Origin of the sequence: Bradyrhizobium sp. IC3195, from assembly GCF_020193585.1 — a bacterium.
Classification (GTDB): Bacteria; Pseudomonadota; Alphaproteobacteria; order Rhizobiales; family Xanthobacteraceae; genus Bradyrhizobium; species Bradyrhizobium yuanmingense.
In genome coordinates this window covers 458,727-483,139 of sequence record NZ_JADYVG010000001.1, presented here as the reverse complement: position 1 = coordinate 483,139, position 24,413 = coordinate 458,727, and the positions used below count along the sequence as shown (strand labels likewise).

Sequence of the window (24,413 nt, the reverse complement as noted above, 5' to 3'; positions counted from 1 at the left end):
GAGCAGAGCAAGCGTGGCAGGCCGCGTTCATCCCCGACAATTGGCGTTTGCGCTTCCGCATGCGGAGAGCCTCAGCCGGGACAACTTCCTCGAAGGCCCCGCCAATGCGGCCGGTCTCGGCCTCATCGACGGCTGGCCGGAATGGCCGAACCGGATCATGTGGCTGGCGGGCCCGGAGGGAAGCGGCAAGAGCCATCTCGCCGCGATCTGGGCCGAGGAAGCCGGCGCCCGCTCGACCACCGCCAATGCGCTGACCGCGATGGACGTGCCCGGTGCGCTCGCCACCGGCGCGCTTGTGGTCGAGGATCTCAAGGCTGGGGACTTCGACGAGCGTGCCCTGTTTCACCTGATGAACCTCGCCCGCGAGGACGGCGCCTACGTCCTGTTCACCGGCCGCGAGGCGCCGGCCACGCTTCCGATCGAGCTTCGCGACCTGCGCTCGCGCCTGCGGGCCGTTCCGGCGGTCACGCTGCTGCCTCCCGACGACCAGCTGTTCCGCGGCCTCATCGTCAAGTTCTGCGCCGACCGCCAGCTCAATGTGGACGAGAGCGTGGTCGGCTACCTCGCGACGCGCCTGGAGCGGTCCTCGGCTGCCGCCCGGCGGGCCGTCGAGCTGCTCGACAGCGAAGCCCTACGGCTCGGCCGTCCCGTCACCCGGGCGCTGGCCGCCGAGCTGCTCCGGGACGCCTGACAGGCTCGCAGGCCTCCCCGAAGTCCGCTTGACGCGGCGCGGGGGCGGAACATCAATGTCATCGAAACGTCATCGCTCTAACACATGCTCCCGCCGATTTTTGCGCTTGAGTCGCAATTGGGGTGAACTGGATGGACCGACTTCTGATGGACTCTGCGCAAGCTGTTGAAACGAAAGAGAAAGCCCCGGAAACCGAGAGCCTTCCGGCGATCGCGTCCAGTCCCGAGCGGTTCATCAATCGCGAGCTGTCCTGGCTGCATTTCAATCGCCGCGTCCTGGAGGAATCAGTCAATCCCCGCCACCCCGTGCTGGAGCGGGTGCGATTCCTGTCGATTTCGGCCAATAACCTCGACGAGTTCTTCATGGTTCGCGTCGCCGGCATCAAGGCCCAAGTCCGCGAGGGCATCGCCGAGCGCAGCCCCGACGGCCTGACGCCGTCCGAACAGCTGGCGCTGATCAACCGCACCGTCTCCCAGCTCGCCTCCGACCAGCAGGCGATCTGGCGCGACCTGCGCGCCACGTTGGCCGAGGTCGGCATCGTGCTGGTCGACGGCAAGGACGTCACAAAGGCGGAACGAACCTGGATCGAGGACTACTTCCTCCACAACGTGTTCCCTCTCCTGACCCCGCTGGCGATCGATCCGGCCCACCCTTTCCCGTTCATTCCGAGCCTCGGCTTCACCATCGCACTGCAGCTCACGCGCGCTGCCGACGGCAAGCAGATGAACGCGCTGATCCGCATGCCCGGCAAGATCGACCGCTTCATCCGCCTGCCGGCGGATGGCACGGTGCGCCTGATCTCGCTGGAGCAGGCCACCGCCCTGTTCATCAACCGCCTGTTCCCCGGCTACAATCTGCACGGCCAAGGCGCCTTCCGGATCATCCGCGACTCCGAGCTCGAAATCGAGGAGGAGGCCGAAGATCTCGTCCGCCTGTTCGAGACCGCGCTGAAGCGCCGCCGCCGCGGATCGGTGATCCGGCTCGAGATCGACGCCAAGATGCCGGAGCAGCTGCGCAGCTTCGTGCAGCACGCGCTCTCCGCCGCCGACGACGAGATCTTCCTGGTCGACGGCGTGCAGGCGATGAACGAGCTCTCGCAGCTCACCCGCCTCGACCGGCCCGACCTCGAATTCACCCCTTACGTGCCGCGCCACCCCGAACGCGTGCGCGAGCATGGCGGCGACATCTTCGCCGCGATCCGGCAGAAGGACCTGATCGTCCACCATCCCTACGAGTCGTTCGACGTGGTGGTGCAATTCCTGCAGCAGGCCACGCGCGACCCCGACGTCGTTGCGATCAAGCAGACGCTCTACCGCACCTCCAACAATTCACCGATCGTGCGCGCGCTGGCCGAAGCGGCCGAAGCCGGCAAATCAGTCACCGCGCTGATCGAGCTGAAAGCGCGGTTCGACGAAGAAGCCAACATCCGCTGGGCACGCGATCTCGAACGCGCCGGCGTGCAGGTCGTCTACGGCTTCCTCGAATTGAAGACGCACGCGAAGCTCTCGATGGTGGTGCGCCGCGAGGGCGGCAGCCTGACGACCTACGTCCATACCGGCACCGGCAATTATCACCCGGTCACCGCGCGCATCTACACCGATCTCTCCTACTTCACCTCGGACCCGACGATCGGCCGCGATGCCGCGCGCGTGTTCAATTTCATCACCGGCTATGCCGCGCCGAGCGATCTGGAAAAGATGGCGGTGTCGCCGCTGACCTTGCGCAAGCGCATCATCGAGCACATCCAGGGCGAGACCGCACATGCGCGGCATGGCCGTCCCGGCGCGGTCTGGATGAAGATGAACGCGCTGGTCGATCCTGATATCATCGACGCGCTCTACGAGGCTTCGCAGGCCGGTGTCCAGGTCGAGCTCGTGGTGCGCGGCATCTGCTGCCTCAGGCCCGGCATTCCCGGTCTGTCGGAGAACATCCGCGTCAAGTCGATCATCGGCCGCTTCCTGGAACATGGCCGAATCTACTGCTTCGGCATGGGCCAGGGACTGCCGAGCGCGAAAGCGGCTGTGTATATCTCGTCCGCCGACATGATGCCGCGCAACCTTGACCGCCGCGTCGAGGTGCTGTGTCCGCTGCAAAATCCGACGGTGCATCAGCAGGTTCTCGAACAGATCATGGTCGCGAACCTGAAGGACAATGAGCAGAGCTGGCAGTTGTTGCCGGATGGGTCTTCAACGCGTATGAAGACCGCGAAGGGCGAGGAGCCTTTCAACGTCCACAACTACTTCATGACGAATCCGAGTCTGTCTGGCCGTGGAAAGTCGCTCAAGGAATCCTCGCCGCGTCGTCTCACGCGCCGGAACGAACGTCATCAATCCTGATCGGGGGTTTGCGACGTGAAGCGGCCGCGCAAGCGCGGCTCGAGCGTCGCGGTTATCGACATAGGCTCCAACTCGGTCCGCCTCGTCGTCTACGAGGCGCTGGCGCGCAGCCTGATCCCGATCTTCAACGAGAAGACGCTGTGCGGCCTCGGGCGCGAGGTGCAGAGCACGGGCCTGCTCGCGCCCGACGCCATCGACAAGGCGCTGACCTCGCTGAAACGGTTTCGCGCGCTGTGCCGGGTGATGAAGGTCGGACGCGTGTTCGCGATCGCGACCGCCGCATGCCGCGACGCCTCCAACGGCCCCGACTTCATCGCCAGGGCCGAGCGGATCTGCGCGGTGAAGATAGAGATCCTGTCGGGCTCGCGCGAAGCACGACTGTCCGCGCTCGGCGTGATCTCCGGCATCCACCATCCAGACGGCATCGTCGGCGACCTCGGCGGCGGCTCGCTCGAGCTGATCGACGTGCGCAGGAACGCCGTACGCAGCGGCGTGACGCTGCCGCTCGGCGGCCTCGCACTGCAGGACCTCGCCCACAAATCGCTCAAGCGCGCCGACCGCATCGTGCGCGACGAGATCGACGGGGTCCACTTACTCACTGCCGGCCGCGGTCGCACCTTCTATGCCGTCGGCGGCACCTGGCGCGCGCTCGCGCGCATCCACATCATCCAGAGCGGCTATCCGCTCCAGGTGATGCACGGCTATTCCATTCCGGCTGCCGAGGCGCTCGACTTCTCGCGCCGCCTGCGGCGCCTCGCCGCCGCCGACATGCTTGCCGACATCGAGATCGTCGCCGATGCGCGGCGCCCTCTCCTCACCTATGCGGCGCTGGTGCTCGAGCACATCATCCGCGTCGCGAAGCCAAAGAACATCGTGTTCTCCACCTTCGGCGTGCGCGAGGGCCTGCTGCACGAGAAGCTGCCCGAGACCGAACGCAACAAGGACGGGCTGATCTGCGCGGCGGAGGAGCTGAACCAGCTGCTGTCGCGTTCGGCCAGGCACGCGCGCGAGCTGATTGCCTGGACCGACCGCTTGGTGCGCGTCGTCAAGCTGCGCGAGACGGAAGTGGACCGCCGCCTCCGCCACACCGCGTGCCTGCTCTCCGACATCGGCTGGCGCGTGCATCCCGATCATCGCGGCGAGCAGACGCTCAGCCTCGTCGTCAACGGCAATTTCGGCGCGATCACCCACACCGAACGCGCCTTCGTCGGCCTGTCGGTGTTCTATCGCTATGCCGGCCTTAGCGAGGAAAACCAGCCGCCGGTCACCATGCAGGAGCTGCTGACGCCGGCCCAGCTCGAACGCGCGCGCCTCCTGGGCGCTGCGTTCCGCGTCGCGCATCTGATCTCGGCCGCACGTCCCGGCGTCCTGCCAGCCACGCATTTCCGCAGCCAGGGCCGCAAATTGATGCTGGTGTTCGAGCACCGGCTCGGCGACCTCGTCGCCGACCGCGTCGGCAGCCGCTTCCGTCAGCTCGCCCGCCTGGTTGGCCGCGCCGGTTCAATCGTCAGGCGCTGACCTCTCAGCCGGGCCTCATCCTCCCGGGCCGTCTCTTGAGCCACATCATCGCGCCGCTGACGAAGAGGACTAGCGGTGCGAAGCCGGCCGCGAACACCAGCAGGCGTCCTGCGAATCCGAACGTCGCGCCATTGTGGAGCCAGAGCTGCTCGGCCAGATAGCGGTCCCCCATCGACATGGTGCCCGGCGTGCGGTCGTGCACCACAGCGCCGCTCCACGGATCGAGCCAGATCGCTCCACGCGACCGCACCGCGGGATCAGCTCCATCAGGACGGAATTGCACCCGCCAGGTGTTGCGCGTTGCGGTCGGCGGATTGAGCATGGCGACCGTCGCACCGGGCTTGACCTCTTGCGCGCGTCGCATGATCGCGTCAGGTGAGAGCACCGGCGTCCCTGCCGGAGGCGGCATTTCGACTCGCGGCGAGCGATCAGGCGTCGGCTGCGACACGAGGCCGACGATGGGCCGCACCAGGTCGGGAAAAACGATGCCGACGCCGGTGATCGAGATCAACAAGAGCACGGCCAGCGCCCAAAAGCCTGCCGCACCGTGAAGGTCCAGAACAAATCGAAGCAGCGAGACGTTCTTGCGCACCGAGATCGATCGCCAAAATCGCCCCGGCTTCGGCCACCAAAGGAAGAGACCCGAGACCGCCAAGCCGAGCAGCACGAACCCGGCCACGCCGACCAGTTCCTTGCCCCAGAACTCGTAGAGCAGCAGCGTGAAATGGAGACGGTAAACCTTGAGCGCGAACGCGTTGGCGTAGTCACGCCGCCCGAGCACCTTGCCGTTGGAAGGATCGACCATAGTCGTCCACCGGTTCGGGTAGCTGCCTGGCGTGGTCTCGTGCGAATGGATCACGATCCAGACCGGCCAGGTCCGGTCTGGCGCCAGGATCGTCGCGATCGGCGCGGGATCCGCTGCCGCGGCGGCGTGCATCACCTCCGCTAACGTGACGCTCTGCTCCGGACCGGCGGGCGCATAGAGCGCCGGATTCAGGGCGACATCGATCTCCCGGTAGAAGACGATGAAGCTTCCAGTCAAGCCGATCAGCACCACGACGATGCCGCCGATCAATCCGAACCAACGGTGCACCCACAGCAGCGCGCGCTGCACGCGTCCGGGCATCATCCTGGATCGGGCGGGCGCCGAGCCGCCTCGACGTGGCGCCCTGATTGTTTGGTCCATTCAGAGCACCCGTCGTCTGCGCCTGATCCAGCTCCGCAGCCGGCCCGAGGAGGCCAAAGCTCAGAAGTCGGTCGACATCGACAAGAGCAGGGTTCGGGGCGAGCCTTGCGCTAGCGCAGAGAAGCTCGCGACGCCAGCCCAGTAGTTGGTGTCGAACACATTCTGGACCAGGGCCCGAACCGTCACTTGCCGGTTGTTGATGCGCGTGGTGTAGCGCGCGCCCAGATCGAGCCTCGTCCAGGCCGGAACAACCTGCGTGTTTGCCCCATTCAGATATTGGTGCCCGGTATAGATGGTGTTGGCGACCAATGTCAGCCCCGGTGCGAACGGGGTGTCCCATTCGGCGGACAGATTGGCCTGCACCTCGGGCACTCCGATCGGCGTCTTGCCGAAATTGGCCAGCGTGGTCGTCTTCGTCAGCTCCGCATCGATCAATGTCACGCCGCCAAGAACGCGAATGCCCGGCTGCACTTCTCCAAACACGGTGAATTCCACGCCGCGATTGCGCTGCTCCTGATCAGCCCGGAAGACGTTGCCGGCACCCGTCTGCCCCGACGGCTTGGTGATCTCGAACAGGCTGATCGTGGTCGCGAGCGTGCCGAAATCGACCTTGACGCCTGCTTCCTTCTGCTTGCTCAAATACGGCGCAAGGACCTCGCCCTGATTTGCGGCCGTCGTCGGCGCGGTGTCGCCCTTGCTGAGCCCTTCGATATAGTTGGCGTAGAGCGAAACGTTGCTCCAGGGCTTGACGACCACGCCGACCATCGGTGTGAACGCCGTCTGGTCATAGGCCGAGCTCACGGCGCCCGTGGTGGTGTTGTAGTTGTTCGACCTAACGCCCTGCTGCCTGACGCCGACCGTCAGCTGAAGCCGCTCCTGGAGAACCGACATGGTGTCCGCCAGCGCAATGCCGGTCAGCTCGGTGTCCGACAGCCGCGGCACGGTCGCGGGAGCCGCAACGAACTGCTGGGGACGGGCGATCGGCGCATAGATGTTGGACGACACCGCCGTGCCGTTCACCGAGCCCCGCGAGATCTCATCCCCGTAGTAGCTCCCCTGCAAGCTCACGGCATGACTGATCGCGCCAGTCTCGATCCGGGCCCGCACGCCGACGTCGGCCACGTTCCTGTTGATGTCGAACTTGAACCGTCCCGGGGTCGACGTGGTGTTGCCAGCCGCGTTCAGGATCGTCGGCGTCCCGAACAGACGGTCGACCTGGGTCCTGCCGCCGCCGACATTGGCGAACACCGTCACTGCGTCAGTCACGTCGTATTCGGCGCGCGCCAGAAGCGAGTTGTCGTGAACCTTGGCAAATTCCCAGGATTGCGTGACGTTGCGCCGCCCGACCGGCGCGGTCGGAACGGCGACGCCGGTTGCGACCAGGAACGGTCTCGTCGGCGCGTCGAACTTTTCCTCCTGATCGATGAAATCGAGCGAGGCCCTGAACTTCTCGCCGCGATAATCGAACGCTGCGGAGCCGACATGCGCCTCGCGGGACTGATTGTCCAACGGCGTATCGCCGTTGTGATAGCTGCCATTGACGCGAATGCCGAATTCGCGGTTCTCGCCGAACCGCCGGCTGACGTCGAGATGCGTGCCGAGCTGGGTGTTTGACGCGTAGTCAGTCGTGACCCGCGTGAGATCGACATCCCCGGCACGCTTCGGAACGATGTTGATGGTGCCGCCCACACTGCTGTTCGGCGCCATCCCGTAGAGCAGCGCGGTCGGGCCTTTGACGATCTCGATGCGCTCGACGTAATCGGTGAACACGCGGTAGTTCGGTGCAACGCCATAGACGCCGTGGAAGGCGATTTCCCCGACATTGCCTTCCCCGATCGGAAAGCCGCGGATGAAGAAGGAATCGAGAATGCCGCCGGTCTGGCCGGTGAAACGGACCGAGGGATCGTTGCTGACGACGTCGGCGACGGTGACGGCCTGTTGATCTTCGATCTTCTTCGCCGTGTAGCTTGTGATGTTGAAGGGCGTATCCATGAAATCCTTGTTGCCGAGCAAACCGACCTGGCCTCCACGTGCCACCTGCCCGCCTGCGTAAGTCCGCGGCAGTGCACCGGGCCTCGCAGCCGTCGGGGTCGCTTCCGCCTGCAATTTAGCCTGCTCGTTCGCGGGCGCGCCGCGGCCCGCCCTCCTGACTGGATTGGCTCGTGGACGCGCGCGCGGCTTCGGCGCGTCTGCGGTGACGGTCACCGCCGGCAACGTGCCTCCCCCCGCGGCCTGGGGCGCAGCGCTCTGCGCGCTGCTGCCGTGCAGGACGCCGTCGCTGCACAAGGCAATGGAGACCAGGAAAACCGTGAAGGCTCTCGGGCTGGCGCACGTCAGAAGCGTCTTGATGCGAGCGGCAAGAACGGCAACAGGACGAGAAAACACTTTCGACGACATCGCACCTTCCGATTTCATGAACATGAACGTCGGGGCGAGGTGCCGTGGGAACCCTCGTCGAGTCAACGAAAGCACCCTTGAATCTCAGTAGTTTATAATAAGACAAGGTCTAAATCGCGTGAGGGTTGCGAACGACCACTCTCCACGCAACGCCCGCGCGCACGCGCGCGCGACGCGAGCTTTCGCGAAGCGTGATGCGCGCCGGTCATACGAATGCAATGATGGGAGGATTCGGCCGAACCCGTGGCCGGTGATCGCTCGCGTCCTGCCAACGCGGGAAGCGCCTCAGTGATGTGGACGCCTCTCATCGCTGGAGGGGCGGCCGCACCGATCAGCGCTTCAACGTCACTCCGTGGAGGCCTTGGCGTGCCGTTCGGAGGATTCGAGGGCAGCCGCGGTGAGACTGCGCCGGCGCCAGATGGTGCCGACCACCAGCACGACGACGACTCCGATCACAGCACAGAAATACTCGCCGCCGGCCCCGCCATGGCCGAATTGCGGCGGGATGCGCAAGACCCCGAGCATGGCGTCGAGCGAGGCGCCGAACGGCCCCTCGAACAGCGCATGCAGCCGCGGCGTGACCCCGGGATCGGTCGCCATCACCTCGCCCGCGATCCAGCCGAGCAGCGCCGCACCGGCCCAGACCAGCACCGGGAGCTTTGTGAGCAGTGCCATGATCAGCGCGGCGCCGGCGACGATCAACGGCACGCTGATGGTAAGGCCGAGGATCAGCAGCGGCACGCTGCCATTGGCCGCGGCAGCGACAGCAATGACGTTATCGAGACTCATGACGATGTCGGCCACCACGACGATCTGGATGGCGTGCCACAGATGCGCGGCAGCGTCGACGTCGTTCTCGTCCTCGTTCTCCGGCACCAGGAGCTTTGCCGCGATCACGATCAGCGCAAGGCCGCCGACCAGCTTGAGGTACGGCAGCTCCATCAGGGTGGCGACGATGCCGGTGAAGATGATCCGGAGCATCACCGCTGCGCCGGCGCCGAAGATCATGCCCCAGAGCCGATGCCGCGGCGACAGACCGCGGCACGCGAGCGCAATCACCAGCGCGTTGTCGCCAGAGAGCAGGATGTTGATCCAGATGATCTTGCCGACCGCGATCCAGAAAGTCGGTGCGGCCATCTCGTTGCGGAACTGGGTAAAGAAGCTCCCGATCGTAGCGGGATCGAAGATCTGCCAGAGCCAGTCCACAATGAGTCCCTTCGCCCGTCGCCTCTAGTCTGCCGACTGGATCAGCCGACGATCTCGTTACCCGAGAAGAACTGCGCGATCTCGATCGCGGCGGTCTCCGGCGCATCCGAACCGTGCACCGAGTTCTCGCCGATCGACTTGGCGTAGAGCTTGCGCACGGTGCCCTCGGCGGCCTTGGACGGATCGGTCGCGCCCATCACCTCGCGGTACTTGGCGATCGCGCCCTCGCCTTCCAGGACCTGAACCACGACCGGGCCGGAGGTCATGAATTCGACGAGCTCGCCGAAGAAGGGGCGCGCCTTGTGGACGGCATAGAAGGTCTCGGCCTGCTCCTTGGTCATGCGGATGCGCTTCTGCGCGACGATGCGCAGGCCCGCCTTCTCGATCACGGCGTTGACTGCGCCGGTCAGATTACGCTCGGTCGCGTCGGGCTTGATGATCGAGAAAGTGCGTTCGATGGCCATGATCTTGTCCTTGGGGAGAAAGCGGGGGTTCGGGGTTGCGGGGCTTATATCGGCGCCTTTGCCGGACGGCAAGCGACCGCGGAACAGCCTCATAGGCGGTTTCCGCGAGGGGATGGCTCCCGATCCGCTGGATGACGACAATTTCACCCAGATGAACCCAATCTGAAACCGCTGTCAGGATCCGGTTCAGCTTCCCCGGCGTAAGGTTGGGCCCATCGAAACCGAAGCCTGACCTCAGGCGGACCGTTTCGGCGGCCTTTCCATCGGCGCGATAGCCCCGCGCTGGCAGTCTTCAGGAGATAACCATGTTGAGGAAACTTTCGCTTGCCGCTGTCGCCGCAGCCGCGCTGGGAGCTGCGCTGGCGCCGACCTCGGCCTCCGCTCATTGGCAAGGCGGCGGGCATGGCGGTGGCCGGCACCACGGGCACGCGCACCATCACCACGGCCATCACCACGGCCATGGCTGGGGCGGACCGCGCTTCTACGCCGGCGGTCCCGTCTCCTACGGTTATGGCGGCTGCTATGTGCGCCGGCTGGTCCCGACCCCCTGGGGACCCCGCTGGCGGCTGATCAACCGCTGCTACTGAATCCGTCAGCAACTTCCGAAGGCTACCTAAGCCCCCCAGGTACCTTCCAAGAGAAGCCCCGGCGCCCCCCTCGCCGGGGCTTTGCCTTGAGCGTACAAAGCGCCGCTCATACAATTTTTACGAGAATACCCGGCTTTCCCCAAAGCCAGCGAAACCATTTCGCCGGCAATGACTTGGTACCGTGTCTTTACTTCGAGAACACGGAACCTTGCGATGGCTGGGCTTTTTGCCAATGACAGCGAACAGATCGACCGGCGCACCAGCCGCTCGATTTGCGATGCCGTGGGCGAACGGCTGCAGCAGAGCCTCCGGCCCGAGCCGCGCCTTCCGACCCATCTCGAGCAGCTCCTGAACGAGCTGCAGCGGCGCGAACGCGAGACGCACTAACGCAAAAACGAGTTGCGTTCGCCGCGCCTTGCGGTGACAAGGCCGCATGCTCGCCATCACCGACCTCTCCATCCGCCTCGCCGGACGCCTTCTGATCGACCAGAGTTCCGTGCAGATCACGCCCGGATCGCGCGTCGGCCTGGTCGGACGCAACGGCACCGGCAAGTCGACGCTGTTCAAGGTGATCCGCGGCGAGCTCGCGGCCGAGCACGGCTCGGTGACCCTGCCGCCGCGCTGGCGCATCGGCAGCCTCGCGCAGGAAGCGCCGAACGGCCCCGAAAGCCTGATCTCGGTCGTGCTCAAGGCCGACCTCGAGCGCGACGCGCTGCTGAACGAAGCCGAGCACGCCACCGACCCGCACCGCATCGCGGAGATCCAGACCCGCCTCGTCGACATCGACGCCCATTCGGCGCCGAGCCGCGCGGCTGCGATTCTCTCCGGCCTCGGCTTCTCCGCCGCTGATCAGCTCCGCCCCTGCGCCGAGTTCTCCGGTGGCTGGCGCATGCGCGTTGCGCTCGCGGCAACGCTGTTCGCGGCGCCCGACCTGCTGCTGCTCGACGAGCCCACCAATTATCTCGACCTCGAAGGCACGCTGTGGCTGGAGGATCACCTTGCGCATTATCCGCGCACGGTGATCGTGATCAGCCACGACCGCGACCTCCTGGAAAGCTCGGTCGACCAGATCCTGCACCTCGAGCGCGGCAAGCTCACGCTCTACAAGGGCAGCTACTCCTCTTTCGAGGAGCAGCGCGCCGCGCGCGAGCTGCTCGACGCCAAGGCGGTCAAGCGCCAGGAGGCCGAGCGCGCTCGCCTGCAGTCCTTCGTCGATCGTTTCAAGGCCAAGGCCTCGAAAGCCCGGCAGGCACAGTCGCGCGTCAAGATGCTGGAGCGGCTGAAGCCGATCACGGCGCTGGTCACCGAGGACGTGCGCGAGATCAGCTTCCCGGCGCCGGAAAAGATTCTGTCGCCGCCGATCATCGCCGTCGACAACGCCTCGGTCGGCTACGACCCGGCGAGCCCCGTGCTCAATCGCGTCACCTTGCGCATCGATAACGACGACCGCATCGCGCTGCTGGGCGCCAACGGCAACGGCAAGTCGACGCTTGTAAAACTGCTCGCCGGACGGCTCGCGCCGTTCTCGGGCAAGGTGACGCGCGCGGACAAGCTGTCGATCGCCTATTTCGCGCAGCATCAGCTCGATGAGCTCAACGAGGACGCCTCCGCCTACGACCACGTCCGCAAGCTGATGGGCGATGCGCCCGAAGCCAAGGTGCGGGCGCGCGCCGGCGCGATCGGCTTCTCCGGCAAGGCGGCCGACACCAAGGCCGGCAAATTGTCAGGCGGCGAGAAGGCGCGCCTGCTGCTGGGGCTTGCGACTTTCTTCGGCCCCAACATGATCATCCTGGACGAGCCGACCAACCATCTCGACATCGACAGCCGCGGCGCGCTCGCGGAAGCGATCAACGAGTTTCCCGGCGCGGTGATCATGGTCTCGCACGACCGCTATCTGATCGAGGCCTGCGCCGATCGGCTCTGGATCGTCGCCGACCGCACCGTCACCAATTACGACGGCGACCTCGACGAGTATCGTCGCCTGGTGCTGTCCACGCGCAACGCGGAGGCCCCGCGCGAGCGCAGCGCGACGCCTGAGAAACCGCAGCGGCCGAAAGCGGACAATCGCGGAGGCTTGAAGAAGCGCATTGCGGAAGCCGAGGCCGAGATCGCCCGCGTCAGCGAGATCATCGCCAAGATCGACAGGGCGCTGGCCCTGCCCGACATCTTTACGCGCGATCCCAAGCAGGCGGCGCAGCTGTCCAAGGCGCGCGCCAATGCCGCCGACGCGCTGGCGCGCGCCGAGGAGCAATGGCTCGAGGCGAGCGCGCAGTTCGACGAGGCGGCGGGCTAGCGCTCCTCCGCACTCCAACCAAACGTGCAAAACAACCCCATGCACAGTACCGGCATGATGGCACCGGCGAACTAGCCTTTGAAGGAGTTGCTTTTTGCCCGCTCGGCCGGCAAGCCCAGCGGGACGCCCCAGCTCAATCCGCGTATTGCCCGGCCGCCTTGATGATCGGCGCCCAGCGGTCGATCTCGCTGGTCAGCATCGCGCCCAACGCCTCCGGTGTCGCCTTGTCCTGCGGGACCGGCTCGGTGTTGATGTCGTTGAACCGGGCGATCAGCGCGGGATCCTTGAGCGCGGTCTGCAGCGCCGCCGTCAGCTTCTGAACGACCGCCGGCGGCGTGCCCTTGGGCGCATAGATGCCGTGCCAGACACCGAGCTCGAAACCCTTCAGGCCGGCCTCGTCGGCCGTCGGCAGATCGGGCAGGCTCTTCAGCCGCTCCTTGGTGGTGATCGCGTAGGCCTTGACCTGCTTGGCCGTGATCGGCCCGGTCGTGTTCGTCGCCTGGTCGCAGGTGAGATCGATCTGCTTGCCGAGCAGGTCGTTCATGATCGGGCCGTTGCCCTTGTAGGGCACCGTGGTGAGCTGCTTCTGGATCGCGGTCATGAACAGCATGCCGCACAGATGGGAGGCCGCACCCAGGCCGGCGTTGGCGTAGGTCAGCTTGTCGCCCTGCTGCTGGGCGTAGGCGACGAGCTCCTTGAGCGTGTTGGCCGGGAAATCGGGCCGCGCAATGATGGTCATCGGCGCGTTGGTCACGAGCCCGATCGGCGCAAAGGCCGTCTTGGTGTCGTAGCTGAGGTTGCGGTAGAGCGTCGCCGCGGTCGAGATGCCGACGTGATGGATCAGCAGCGTGTAGCCGTCCGGCTGGGCGCGCGCAGCGCGGGTCGTGCCGATGGTGCCGCCGGCACCGGTCGCGTTCTCGACGATGACCTGCTGTCCCAGCGATTTCGCCATGCCGGCCGCGGTCAGGCGCGCGATGGTGTCGGTCGGCCCGCCCGCCGCGAATGGAACCAGCATGGTGATGGGCCGGGTCGGATAGTCCTGGGCGAATGCCGCACCGAGCGGCAAAAGCAGCGCCGATGCGAGGGCAATGAACCGCATTAGTTTCCTCCGGATTGTTGTTTGCGCCATCAAAGCGCATTCCGGGGCGCGCGGCCATCACGAAAGCGACGTCAGCAGGAGTGTTGCGATCACGATTATGGTCGGGCCACCAACGCAGACGGATATCTGAGCGACTGCGACCGGGCCCGTGGCAAGCAGCCGGCAATTGATCAGGCGGTGCGCTAATGCGCGACGAGATCCTGAGCTGTCACGCTTTTGGCTGTTCGCTGCGCATGAACTCTCCGGAAAACCGCTTCGCCCTTTTTCCGCATCATGCTTTAAGTTGTCAGTTGTGGGATCACGACAATCTGGGCCACCACTCGACATGCGATTTCAGCGGCATTTGCATCTATTGGCTGCGGCTCTACTTGCGGCGTTCGCTGCGACCATTGCGTTCGTCATCCCATCTTTCATGCAGATCGAAGAGACGATCAATATCGTCGTGATCACGCAAGGCCTGAACCTGACCATGACGACGTTCATGGTCGCAACGGCGCACGCAGTGCTGCTCGGTCTTCCCCTCTATCTTCTCATCAGCCGCAAGCGATCGCACGTCGGGATTGCGGCCTGCGCTCTCGGAGGCTTCGCCGTCGGGGCAATGCCATTCGGAGTCCTAGCATTGATTTCCATGATCGGTGGCGGCACGCCGACAACGATCAATTGGTTCAACGGCGCACCACCCCCGTTTGGTTGGATCGAGTACGTCAGCACCTTAGGACTCCTGGGTTCGTTGGGCCTTGTTGGCGGCCTCACCTTTTGGGCCGCCATACGAATATCCGGGTCTGATGAACGATCATGGCGTGTCGTTTCTGCAGCCGTCCTTCTGACATGCGGCGTCTTCGTCCTGCCGGTCGTCGTAAGAGACAAAAGCTGCCACAATCTCTTCCGGGACAGCCGCACGCCCGTCCGACTACAAGTCCATGCAAATCTAAGGGTGCCGCCCGAAGAATGGAAAAAACTCGAGCAAACCTTCGCCGACTTCGGTCAAGCGCAAGCGCTATCAATTCGGCGCGACGTACACAGCCAGGATGGAAACGTCATATGGCGGAGCGTAAGCCTGTGCAACGATGCCGGAATCAGCATCAGCGTGGACGACGAGCCGTGGCTCGCTCGTATCCATCCTACTCGTGCGGATGAAGGCATGACCCTCAGCATCTATTCTCTAAGGTCGGGTTGGGACTGGAAGCCGCTCACCCGCCATCTGCTCGGCGAGCTCGAGAAAATTTGGCCCGAGAAAACTACATTCAGGGGACTGAGCGGTCAGATCCTGTTGTTCGAAGATGCAATGAAGGGACGGCCGTAGCCGTTACCTTACGTCTGCTTCCTCTTCGGACTTGGCTGCCCTCGGCATCGGCTGCTGGTCCGGATTGCCTTCGATGGAGGACATGCGACCTGCACGCGGCCTCGCCATCGCCCACCTCACGTCTGCGCCTCGGCTTCGCTCTCGAGCTTCGTCCGCAGTGCCGCGACGATGCGATGAACCGTTTGCAGATCCTTGACCGCAAGCCCTTCGGAAAGGCTGTTGACCCACGGCATCTGCAAAGCCATGGCGGCGTCGAAAGCGCGCCGCCCCTTGTCGGTGAGGACGACGAGCTGTGCGCGGCGGTGATGCGGATTGGCCTCGAAGGCAACGAGGCCTTCCGCATGGAGGTCGTTGACGATCCGCTGCACGTTCTGGCGGTTGCCGCCGAGATCGCGGGCGAGCCAGGCTACCGGCTGCGGTCGCTCTGCCTGCACGATGGCGCCGAGAATCTGCCAGCGGGCGCTGGTGAGCCCGAGCGGGGCCACCAAACGGTCCCCTGCGGTCAGGAGCAGGCTGTTCAGCCGGAACAAGTCAAGCATGAGGTTCGTCAGGGCATCGCCGGCCGGCGTCCGTTGGGATTTCCGCATCCGTCACCATAGACAGTTATTGACATCATGATGTCAAATTACTAGATTGCATATAGTACCATATTGACATCATAAAACCATCTCGACGGAGTTCGTCATGGCACGCTTACGCCCACTGGACCCTGACTTTCCCATCGAGCGTCAGCTCGGCATCGACACCGGCCCTTTGGTGCTGGTGAATCTGTTCACGCTCGACAAGGCCGACGAACAAAGCTTTCTCCAGGTCTGGCAGGACGATGCCGCCTTCATGAAGCGGCAGCCCGGCTTCATCTCCACCCAGCTTCATCGGGCGATCGGCGAAAGCCCCACGTATCTGAACTACGCAGTTTGGCAGACGAATGCCGACTTCCGGGCTGCGTTCACGCACCCCGAGTTCAGGTCGAAGATCTCGGCTTACCCTGCATCCGCGGTCGCCTCCCCGCACCTGTTCCAGAAAGTCGCGGTGCCCGGCATCTGCGTCGCGTAGCTCGCTTCGAAAACGGCAGACCCATGACCAAGATCATCCACCCAGTCGCGGGAGCGGTCGCACTGATCACCATTGCGACTTTCTGGCTTTCCACGGCTCTCACCGAGCTGTTTGCGTCACACGAGACCATAGCCATGGTGAAGACCGCCATACCGTGGGGCTTCCTGCTGCTCATTCCGATGCTTGCGGCGACGGGAGGCTCGGGATTCGTCCTGGCAAAGCAGCGGCGCGCCGGCCTGATCGGTGCGAAGATCAAACGCATGCCGTTCATTGCCGGCAACGGCATCCTGATTCTGATTCCCGCCGCGTTGTTTCTTGCCTCCAAGGCGAAGGCCGCGGAGTTCGACACCACGTTCTACGCCGTGCAGGCTCTCGAGCTGGCCGCCGGAGCAGCGAACATCGTTCTGCTCGGTCTCAACATGCGTGACGGCCTCAAGATGAAGGGCCGTTTCCGCGTTCGCGAGCCTGATCGCTTGAGCACCAAGCCGATCCTCTGAGCGCGAAGATTCTTTCACTGCTGCGGAAGTGATCCCCGCCTATGCCTGCTTCTTCTTCCCCTTGGCCGCCCTCGGCACCGGCTGCGGGTCCGGATTGCCTTCGATCGAGGACAGACGTCCGGCGGTGAACGTGTAGATGCCGGCGCGCGGACCAGTGGTCCAAGTGACGACGGCGACGCGGCGGCCGCCAGCGTCGTTGGACAGGTTGACGGTCGAGGGCGCGCCGATGCCGCGCACCACGTCGCATTCGGTGTGGCCGAGCGCGACCGTGCCGCCGATCGGCGCGGGCGTCGTCGAGGCATTGGCATCGGCCGGTCCGGGCGGCGGCGCCATGCCGGGACAGGCGCCGTCGGCGCTGACGAGATCCTCAGCCCGGACCGGCTTGTCAGGGGTCAGCGGCGGCGATTCGATCGAGATGTTCTTGATGAAGAGGCGGCCGGGTTTCTGGAACCATTCGGCATCCTTCGACAGCAAATCGGCCCCGCCCGCGCAGCCCGCGACCAGCGGTGCTACGGCAGCCAACGCAATCAAGAGCGAGCCGGGAAGCTTTTGATGTCGCACGATAAACGAATTCCCCACGTGAAGGACCAGCCCTAAGCGATTGTCCCAACATCCCTTTGCGGCATGAAGGTGGCCGAAGCCAGCATCGCCCGAAAAGTGCAAATTATCATTAATTGCGGCTAATTGCGCTTCTGCCACCGGCCGCGGTCGTCGGCCTGCCAATAGGTGACATCAAATCCCCGCGCCTTGCAATCCGTCCAGGCGGTGCGGGCGAGCGCAAGCGCGTCGGGATCGTCGCCGTTGAACAGCAGCACCATGCGCTCATAGCCCTGCGCGTCCTCCGGCAGCGCGGCGTTGTCGACCAGGAAGCGGACGTTGGCCCCGTTGGGATTGCCGCCCTCGATCGCCAGCACGATCGGCTGGTCGGCAACATCGTTCACCCGCCATGTCGCGTGCGGCAGGAATGAATCGTCGCGATAGGTCCACAAGTGCGAGTCGAGCGCATCGGCGCGCTCCTCCGAGGTCGACTGCACCACGACGCGCCAGCCGCGCTCGAGCGATTTCTCGAGAAGCGGCGGCAACACATTCTCCACCGTCATGTTTTGCAGATGGTAAAACAGCACTTCAGTCATGTCGGGTCATTTGCGCTCGTAATGGTCGGCGACCAGGCGGTCCAGCAGGCGAACGCCGTAGCCGCTGCCCCAGCTCTGGTTGATGTCGGTCTTCGGCGCGCCCATGGCGGTGCCGGCGATGTCGAGATGGGCCCAGGGCACGCCGTCGACGAAGCGCTGCAAGAACTGCGCGGCGGTGATCGAGCCGCCATGGCGGCCGCCGGTGTTCTTCATGTCGGCGAACTGGGAATCGATCAGCTTGTCGTATTCCGGGCCGAGCGGCATGCGCCAGACCTTCTCCCCGCTCTCGATGCCTGCCGTGAGCAGCCGGTCGGCCAGTTCGTCGTTGTTGGAGAACATGCCGGCATGCTCGGTGCCGAGCGCCACCATGATGGCGCCGGTCAGCGTCGCAAGGTCCACCATGAATTTCGGCTTCACCTTCTTGGCGACGTACCAAAGCACGTCGGCGAGCACGAGGCGGCCCTCGGCGTCGGTGTTGATGATCTCGATGGTCTGGCCGGACATCGAGGTGACGATGTCGCCCGGCCGCTGCGCGTTGCCGTCGGGCATGTTCTCGACGAGGCCGATGGCGCCGACCGCGTTGACCTTCGCCTTGCGCGCGGCGAGCGCATGCATCAGGCCGACGACGCAGGCCGCGCCGCCCATGTCGCCCTTCATGTCCTCCATGCTGCCGGCCGGCTTGATCGAGATGCCGCCGGTGTCGAAGCAGACGCCCTTGCCGACGAAGGCGACGGGGGCCTCGCCCTTCTTGGCCCCGTCCCAACGCATGATCACGGTGCGGCTCGGCCGCGCCGAGCCCTGGCCGACACCGAGCAGCGCGCCCATGCCGAGCTTCTGCATCGCCTTGACGTCGAGCACCTCAACCTTGACGCCGAGCTTGCGGAGCTGACCCGCTCTGCGGGCGAACTCCTCCGGGAAAAGCACGTTCGGCGGCTCGTTGACGAAGTCGCGTGCGATGATCACACCGTCGACGACATGGCCGGCCGCGGCGAACGCTTTCTTCGCCGCACCGGCATCGCCGACCGCAAGCGAGACGTCGGCGCGCGCGCCGCCCTCCTCACCGTCCTTCTTCTTGGTTTTGTAGCGATCGAACTTGTAAGCGCGTAAGCGCAGGCCCGAGGCGATCGCAACCGCCTGCTCGCTGGTCAGGGCGCCACCCGGCAGCTCCGCCAGGATGGTCATGGCGCTGGTGCCGGCGGGCAGCTTGCTGGCCGCCACCCCGCCGAACTTGAGGAAATCGTTGGCCTTGAGGCCGGTCGCCTTGCCGGCGCCGATCACGATCAGCCGGGTCGCCTTCACCCCCTCCGGCGCCAGAATGTCCAGCGCAGCACCACTCTTGCCCTTGAAGGCGGCCGCAGCCGCCGCGCGCTTCACAATCTCGGCAGCGCCGCCGAGGGCCTTGACCGTCGCCGGACCGAGCTTCAGGCCGTCGTCGCAGAACACGACCAGGATGCCACGAGGGGCGGCAGACAGCGGGACAAAGCCGACCTTGATGGCATCGGACATGGATAACTCCTCCAAAAGATGGGGCTTTTCGTCGTTCGGGCGTTCCAGCCACAACCGGAGCTGAACGGCGATTCACTGAGGCGTCCCCCACTATGGGCCACCCGCCCGGCAGATGCCAAGCTCCGCCGTGGCCGCCACGCCACAACAGCGAAATATTAACCATATGATGAGGGTGCCACGGGGCAGCCATTTTGTTGACGGATCAAAGGGATGGTAGTGAGAGGATGAACTGGCGGAAGAGCTGTTGGCCGACCTTGGGGATCCCCCTGATCGGGGATTGGTTGGGCAGCCGGAATTCCGATCGGAATTGGGGCTTGGTGGGAATTCGTGCGGTAGCGCATGGGGTCGATCGATAGGTATATCTTCCGCACGACGCTGGCGTCGTTTGCGTTGGTCCTGGTCAGCCTCACCGGCGTGATCTGGATTACGCAGGCGTTGCGCGGCATCGACCTGATGACGAGCCAGGGTCAGACCATCCTCACCTTCCTCGGCATCACCAGCCTCGTGATCCCGGCCCTGGTCCTGATCATCTCGCCGATCGCGCTGATGATCGCGATCTCGCACACACTGAACAAGCTCGCGACCGATTCCGAGATCATCGTGATGAATGCCGCCGGCTTCTCGCCGATCCGGCTGTTCGTTCCGTTCTTGTATGCCACCTGCGTGGTGGCGCTGCTGGTCGCCTTCATCGCGGCCTATCTCGCCCCAGACGGGATGCGGCGCATCAAGCAGTGGGATGCCGAGATCACCGCGGACGTGCTCACCAACATCCTGCAGCCCGGCCGCTTCGCCCGGCTCGACGAGAACCTCACGATCCGGATTCGCGAACGCCAACCGGGCGGCATCCTCGCCGGCATCTTCATCGACGACCGCCGCGATCCGAACGAGCGCGTCTCGATCGTCGCCGAGCACGGCGAGGTCGTAAAGAACGAGACCGGCTCGTTCCTGGTGCTGGAAACCGGCAATCTCCAGCGCTTCGAGGCGGGCAAGCGCGATCCGGCGCTCGTGGCCTTCGGCCGCTACGGCTTCGACATGTCGAAATTCGCCAAGGGCCGCGACGTCACCCTCGGCATCCGCGAGCGCTATCTCTGGGAGCTGTTCTCGCCATCCGACAACGATCCCGTCTACAAGCAGATTCCAGGGCAGTTCCGCGCGGCCTTGCATGACAGCCTGCTCGCGCCGATGTATCCGTTCGCCTTTGCGGTGCTGACCTTTGCCTTTCTCGGAGCGCCGCGCACCACTCGCCAGAGCCGCAACTTCTCCATCGCCTCCTCGATCGTGGCGGTGTTCGGCCTGCGCATGGCCGGTTTCGCCTGCTCGGTGATGGCGGTGAAGTCGCCGGGCGCGGTGCTGGCTCAATATGCGATGGTTTTCGGCGCCATCGGCGTCGGGCTGTGGATGATCATCCGCGGTGTCGTGGTCGAGCCGCCTCCCGGCCTGATGGAGGCCATCAACCGGTCGAATGCACGGATCGCACGGCTGTTCGGACGTCCGGCCACCGCATGAGCATGCTCACCAACACACTGGGGCGCTATTTCGCCGGCCGCTTCGTGGTCGCGGCGCTCGGCGTCTTCGGCGGCATTTTCCTGCTGCTGGTGCTGGTCGACTACATCGAGATGGTGCGCAAGACCTCGGGCCTTGCATCCGCCTCCGCGCTCATGGTGGCCGAGACCTCGCTGTTCCGGGTGCCGCAGCTCCTGGAGAAGCTGACGCCGTTCTGCATGCTGATCGGCGCCATGACCTGCTATCTCGCCCTCTCCCGCCGGCTCGAGCTCGTGGTGGCGCGCGCCGCGGGCATCTCCGCCTGGCAGTTCATCGCGCCCGCGCTCGGCAGTGCGCTCCTGATCGGCGTGATCGCCACCGTCGCCTACAATCCGATGTCGGCCAATTTGCGCGAGCTGTCCAAGCGCATGGAGGCCGAGCTGTTCGGCTCCGCACCCGGCGGCGGCATCCAGGACGCCTCCGGCTTCTGGCTCAACCAGATGACCAGCGACGGGCAGACCATCATCAATGCGGCGCGCAGCGAGCAGCAGGGCATCCGGCTGACCGGGCTGACGCTGTTCCGGTTCGACCAGGACCAGCACTTCAAGGAGCGGGTCGAGGCGCGCGAGGCGACGCTGGATGCCGGCCGCTGGCTGTTCAAGGGCGTCCGCCGCTTCTCGCTGGACGGACCGCCGATCGACCAGGCCACCCTGGAAATTCCGACCACGCTGACCGAGGCGCAGGTCCGCAACAGCTTTTCCACCCCCGAGACTGTGTCCTTTTGGCAACTACCGAGCTACATCCGCTCCTCCGAAAGCTCGGGCTTCGCGACAGCCGGATACCGACTCCAGTATCAGAAGCTTCTGGCACAGCCGTTTTTGCTCGCAGCCATGGTGATGCTCGCGGCCTCCGTGTCGTTGCGCTTCTTCCGGATGGGCGGCGTGCAGAAGATGGTTTTGAGTGGCGTGGGCGCAGGCTTTCTGCTCTACGTTCTGTCGAAAGTAACTGAGGACTTGAGCAAGGCTGAGTTGATGCATCCGATCGCTGCGGCGTGGTTGCCCGTTGTGGTGGGCGGCCTCACCGGCTTTTTGGCCTTGCTCTATCAGGAGGACGGATAGTGACTGCCGTCCGCCGAGGGCACGTGTCTCGTTTGACGCGGCGCACATGGGTGCGCGCGAACGGGCGCGACTTGTCCGTCCGCAGGCTCCTGATTGCCGCCGTCGCGGCTGCCTCGCTCGGCGGCTTGATCGACGCTGCCGCCGTGGCGCCGGCGAAGGCCCAGAGCTTCACCTACAATCCGCTGCCGCCGCGTGCGAAGCCGCCAAAGGCCCCCAACGACAACCAGATGCTGGTTCAGGCCACCGAGGTGAACTACGACTACAACAACTCGCGCGTCTCCGCGGTCGGTAACGTGCAGCTGTTCTACAACGGCACCAGCGTCGAGGCCGACCGGGTCATCTACGACCAGAAGACCAAGCGGCTGCATGCCGAGGGCAACATCCGCATGACGGATGCCGACGGCAAGATCACCTATGCCGAGATCCTGGATCTCTCCGACGATTACCGCGACGGTTTCGTCGATTCGCTGCGCGTGGACACGGCGGACCAGACCCGCATGGCCGCGAGCCGCGCCGACCGCTCCAGCGGCAATTACACGGTGTTCGAGAATGGCGTCTACACGGCCTGCGCGCCGTGTAAGGACGATCCGAAGAAGCCGCCGCTGTGGCAGGTCAAGGGTGCCCGCATCATCCACGACCAGCAGGAGAAGATGCTGTACTTCGAGACGGCACAGATCGAGTTCTTCGGCGTGCCGCTCGCCTACATGCCCTATTTCTCGACGCCCGACCCGACGGTGAAGCGTAAATCCGGCTTCCTGATGCCGGGCTATATTTCGGGCACGGACAGAACGGGCTATGGCGTCGAGGTTCCCTATTACTGGGCGATTGCGCCCGACATGGACGCGACCATCACCCCGCGCTTCTTGTCGCGGCAAGGCGCGCTGCTGCAGGGCGAATTCCGCCAGCGCCTGATCGACGGCGCCTACCAGATCCGTGCCTACGGCATCTACCAGCTCGATCCCGGAGCATTCGCGGGGCTGCCCGGCGACCGCGAGTTCCGCGGCGCCATCGACACCAAGGGTCAGTTCGCCCTCAACGACAAATGGGTCTGGGGCTGGGACGGCGTGCTGATGTCCGACTACTACTTCTTTTCGGACTACCGGCTCTACCAGTACCGCGATCCGCTCGGCTCGTTCCTGTTGCTGCCGACGGAAGCGCTGTCGCAGCTCTATCTGACCGGCGTCGGCAACCGCAGCTTCTTCGATGCGCGCACGATGTACTGGCTGAGCTATTCGGGCAACCAGAGCCAGGTGCCGATCGTCTACCCGGTGATCGACTATTCCAACGTGCTCAACTATCCCGTCTTCGGCGGCGAGTTCAGCTACAAGACCAATTTCGTGAACCTGTCGCGCGACGAAGCGGTGTTCGACCCGATCACGACGCTCGCCAACACCAACAGCCTGTGCACCACGGCATCGGCCGATCCGCTGGCGCGGATGCCCTCGCAGTGCCTGCTGCGCGGCTTCCCCGGCACCTACACCCGCCTCACCGCGGAAGCGCAGTGGCGCAAGTCCTTCACCGACCCGTTCGGCCAGATCTGGACGCCGTTCGCGAGCCTGCGTGCCGACGCGATCAGGTCCTCGGTCTCCAACCAGCCCGGCGTGTCGAACTACCTGCCCGTCGGCGACACCGAGGCGTTCCGCCTGATGCCGACCCTGGGCCTGGAGTACCGCTATCCCTTCATCAACGTTCAGCCCTGGGGCTCGACCACCCTCGAGCCGATCGCGCAGATTATCATCCGGCCGAACGAGACCTATGCCGGCAGGCTGCCGAACGAGGACGCCCAGAGCCTGGTGTTCGACGCCTCGAACCTGTTCAGCGTCGACAAGTTCTCCGGCTACGACCGGGTCGAGGGCGGCGGCCGCGCCAATGTCGGCGTGCAGTCCACCACGCAGTTCGACAGGGGCGGCGCCGTTAAGGTGCTGTTCGGCCAGTCCTACCACCTGTTCGGCCTGAACTCCTTCACGGTGCAGGATGCCATCAATACCGGCCTCAACTCCGGCCTCGACAAGCCGCGGTCGGATTACGTTGCGAGCGCCAACTACTCGCCGAACAGCACCTACACGTTCAGCGTCCGCTCCCGCATGGACGAGCAGACCTGGAACGTGCAGCGCTTCGAGGCGGAAGGCCGCGCCAACTTCAATCGCTGGTCGGTCAGCGTGTTGTACGGCAATTACGCAGAGCAGCCGGAGCTGGGCTATCTGACCCGCCGCGAAGGCATCCTGACGACGGGCTCGCTGAAGGTCGCGACCAACTGGGTGGTGTCGGGCTCTGCGCGCTGGGACCTCGAGACCAACAAGATCAACCAATATGTGCTCGGTGCCGGCTATGTCGACGATTGCTTCGTGCTGGCGGCGAATTACGTAACTTCGTATAGCTATTCGGCGGGCACCGCACCGCCCACGCTGAGCCACGCGTTCATGTTCCAAATCGGCCTGCGCACGCTGGCGAACTCAACGACATCCAGCAGTTCCGCCGGCCTCCAGTAAATGGTTTGAAGTGCCGGCCGCGTTTGCCCTATCTCGACGCGGCCGACATGCGAGC

General features: G+C 64.8%; 21 protein-coding genes. 12 read left to right on the top strand and 9 right to left on the bottom strand.

Translation table 11 applies throughout. The features are described from left to right. Nucleotides 1–13: 13 nt before the first annotated feature. From I6F09_RS02235 to ppx, 3 genes are all read left to right on the top strand, one after another. The gene (locus I6F09_RS02235; protein ID WP_225133124.1) at nucleotides 14–691 is read left to right on the top strand and encodes a DnaA/Hda family protein; all 678 of its coding nucleotides are present in this window, start codon (nucleotides 14–16) and stop codon (nucleotides 689–691) included. A 146-nt stretch (nucleotides 692–837) separates the two neighbouring features. Next, nucleotides 838–3,027 carry an RNA degradosome polyphosphate kinase gene (locus tag I6F09_RS02230; protein WP_225187474.1) on the top strand — a complete coding sequence of 730 codons (2,190 nt, stop codon included), beginning with the start codon at nucleotides 838–840 and terminating at the stop codon, nucleotides 3,025–3,027. Between the two features lie 15 nt (nucleotides 3,028–3,042). Then, nucleotides 3,043–4,545 (top strand): exopolyphosphatase, encoded by a 1,503-nt coding sequence (ppx, locus tag I6F09_RS02225; RefSeq protein WP_225140275.1) that lies wholly within the window; start codon nucleotides 3,043–3,045, stop codon nucleotides 4,543–4,545. 4 nt (nucleotides 4,546–4,549) lie between these two features. Here ppx and I6F09_RS02220 read toward each other — a convergent pair whose 3' ends face one another. The 4 genes from I6F09_RS02220 to ndk form a co-directional block, all read right to left on the bottom strand. Further along, on the bottom strand, nucleotides 4,550–5,674 hold the full coding sequence (locus I6F09_RS02220; protein WP_109143988.1) for a PepSY-associated TM helix domain-containing protein: 1,125 nt from the start codon (nucleotides 5,672–5,674) through the stop codon (nucleotides 4,550–4,552). A 117-nt stretch (nucleotides 5,675–5,791) separates the two neighbouring features. Beyond that, nucleotides 5,792–7,723: a TonB-dependent siderophore receptor gene (locus I6F09_RS02215; RefSeq protein ID WP_225187473.1), complete on the bottom strand. Its 1,932-nt coding sequence runs from the start codon at nucleotides 7,721–7,723 to the stop codon at nucleotides 5,792–5,794. Nucleotides 7,724–8,473: 750 nt separating this feature from the next. Beyond that, nucleotides 8,474–9,334, bottom strand: coding sequence for a TerC family protein (locus I6F09_RS02210; protein ID WP_225187362.1), 861 nt, complete (start codon nucleotides 9,332–9,334; stop codon nucleotides 8,474–8,476). Between the two features lie 41 nt (nucleotides 9,335–9,375). Continuing rightward, nucleotides 9,376–9,798, bottom strand: a complete 423-nt coding sequence (gene ndk, locus I6F09_RS02205) for a nucleoside-diphosphate kinase (protein ID WP_036000620.1) — start codon at nucleotides 9,796–9,798, stop codon at nucleotides 9,376–9,378. A 305-nt stretch (nucleotides 9,799–10,103) separates the two neighbouring features. Between ndk and I6F09_RS02200 the strand changes: the two genes are divergently transcribed. From I6F09_RS02200 to I6F09_RS02190, 3 genes are all read left to right on the top strand, one after another. Next, complete coding sequence (locus I6F09_RS02200; RefSeq protein ID WP_225140273.1) at nucleotides 10,104–10,385, top strand: sulfur globule protein precursor; 282 nt, start codon at nucleotides 10,104–10,106, stop codon at nucleotides 10,383–10,385. A 213-nt stretch (nucleotides 10,386–10,598) separates the two neighbouring features. Beyond that, nucleotides 10,599–10,772, top strand: coding sequence for a hypothetical protein (locus I6F09_RS02195; RefSeq protein ID WP_167361656.1), 174 nt, complete (start codon nucleotides 10,599–10,601; stop codon nucleotides 10,770–10,772). 46 nt (nucleotides 10,773–10,818) lie between these two features. Beyond that, entirely contained in the window at nucleotides 10,819–12,678 is a 1,860-nt protein-coding gene (locus I6F09_RS02190) for an ABC-F family ATP-binding cassette domain-containing protein (protein ID WP_225187361.1), read from the top strand. 133 nt (nucleotides 12,679–12,811) lie between these two features. Here the strand turns inward: I6F09_RS02190 and I6F09_RS02185 are convergent, their stop codons facing one another. After that, nucleotides 12,812–13,777 (bottom strand): tripartite tricarboxylate transporter substrate-binding protein, encoded by a 966-nt coding sequence (locus tag I6F09_RS02185; RefSeq protein WP_225150952.1) that lies wholly within the window; start codon nucleotides 13,775–13,777, stop codon nucleotides 12,812–12,814. Between the two features lie 325 nt (nucleotides 13,778–14,102). Between I6F09_RS02185 and I6F09_RS02180 the strand changes: the two genes are divergently transcribed. Continuing rightward, nucleotides 14,103–15,080, top strand: a complete 978-nt coding sequence (locus I6F09_RS02180; RefSeq protein ID WP_141697615.1) for a hypothetical protein — start codon at nucleotides 14,103–14,105, stop codon at nucleotides 15,078–15,080. 116 nt (nucleotides 15,081–15,196) lie between these two features. On the opposite strand, the gene I6F09_RS02175 is transcribed toward I6F09_RS02180, so the two are convergent. Next, nucleotides 15,197–15,667 (bottom strand): MarR family winged helix-turn-helix transcriptional regulator, encoded by a 471-nt coding sequence (locus tag I6F09_RS02175; protein WP_109143994.1) that lies wholly within the window; start codon nucleotides 15,665–15,667, stop codon nucleotides 15,197–15,199. Nucleotides 15,668–15,764: 97 nt separating this feature from the next. On the opposite strand from I6F09_RS02175, the gene I6F09_RS02170 reads away from it, so the two are divergent. Beyond that, complete coding sequence (locus I6F09_RS02170; RefSeq protein ID WP_036000602.1) at nucleotides 15,765–16,133, top strand: antibiotic biosynthesis monooxygenase family protein; 369 nt, start codon at nucleotides 15,765–15,767, stop codon at nucleotides 16,131–16,133. Nucleotides 16,134–16,156: 23 nt separating this feature from the next. Next, nucleotides 16,157–16,630, top strand: coding sequence for a hypothetical protein (locus tag I6F09_RS02165; RefSeq protein ID WP_036022723.1), 474 nt, complete (start codon nucleotides 16,157–16,159; stop codon nucleotides 16,628–16,630). 39 nt (nucleotides 16,631–16,669) lie between these two features. On the opposite strand, the gene I6F09_RS02160 is transcribed toward I6F09_RS02165, so the two are convergent. From I6F09_RS02160 to I6F09_RS02150, 3 genes are all read right to left on the bottom strand, one after another. Next, nucleotides 16,670–17,152: a hypothetical protein gene (locus I6F09_RS02160; protein ID WP_081494469.1), complete on the bottom strand. Its 483-nt coding sequence runs from the start codon at nucleotides 17,150–17,152 to the stop codon at nucleotides 16,670–16,672. 158 nt (nucleotides 17,153–17,310) lie between these two features. Then, complete coding sequence (locus I6F09_RS02155; protein WP_036000609.1) at nucleotides 17,311–17,763, bottom strand: DNA polymerase III subunit chi; 453 nt, start codon at nucleotides 17,761–17,763, stop codon at nucleotides 17,311–17,313. A gap of 6 nt (nucleotides 17,764–17,769) precedes the next feature. Continuing rightward, nucleotides 17,770–19,269, bottom strand: a complete 1,500-nt coding sequence (locus I6F09_RS02150; protein ID WP_057028975.1) for a leucyl aminopeptidase — start codon at nucleotides 19,267–19,269, stop codon at nucleotides 17,770–17,772. A gap of 339 nt (nucleotides 19,270–19,608) precedes the next feature. On the opposite strand from I6F09_RS02150, the gene lptF reads away from it, so the two are divergent. The 3 genes from lptF to I6F09_RS02135 are packed head-to-tail and all read left to right on the top strand — an operon-like array spanning nucleotide 19,609 to nucleotide 24,358. Continuing rightward, nucleotides 19,609–20,775, top strand: coding sequence for an LPS export ABC transporter permease LptF (lptF, locus tag I6F09_RS02145; protein WP_109143997.1), 1,167 nt, complete (start codon nucleotides 19,609–19,611; stop codon nucleotides 20,773–20,775). Next, nucleotides 20,772–21,869, top strand: a complete 1,098-nt coding sequence (gene lptG / locus I6F09_RS02140; protein WP_036000645.1) for an LPS export ABC transporter permease LptG — start codon at nucleotides 20,772–20,774, stop codon at nucleotides 21,867–21,869. Before lptF ends, lptG begins: the two co-directional genes overlap by 4 nt. Further along, the gene (locus I6F09_RS02135) at nucleotides 21,869–24,358 is read left to right on the top strand and encodes an LPS-assembly protein LptD (protein ID WP_225187360.1); all 2,490 of its coding nucleotides are present in this window, start codon (nucleotides 21,869–21,871) and stop codon (nucleotides 24,356–24,358) included. Before lptG ends, I6F09_RS02135 begins: the two co-directional genes overlap by 1 nt. Nucleotides 24,359–24,413 lie beyond the last annotated feature (55 nt).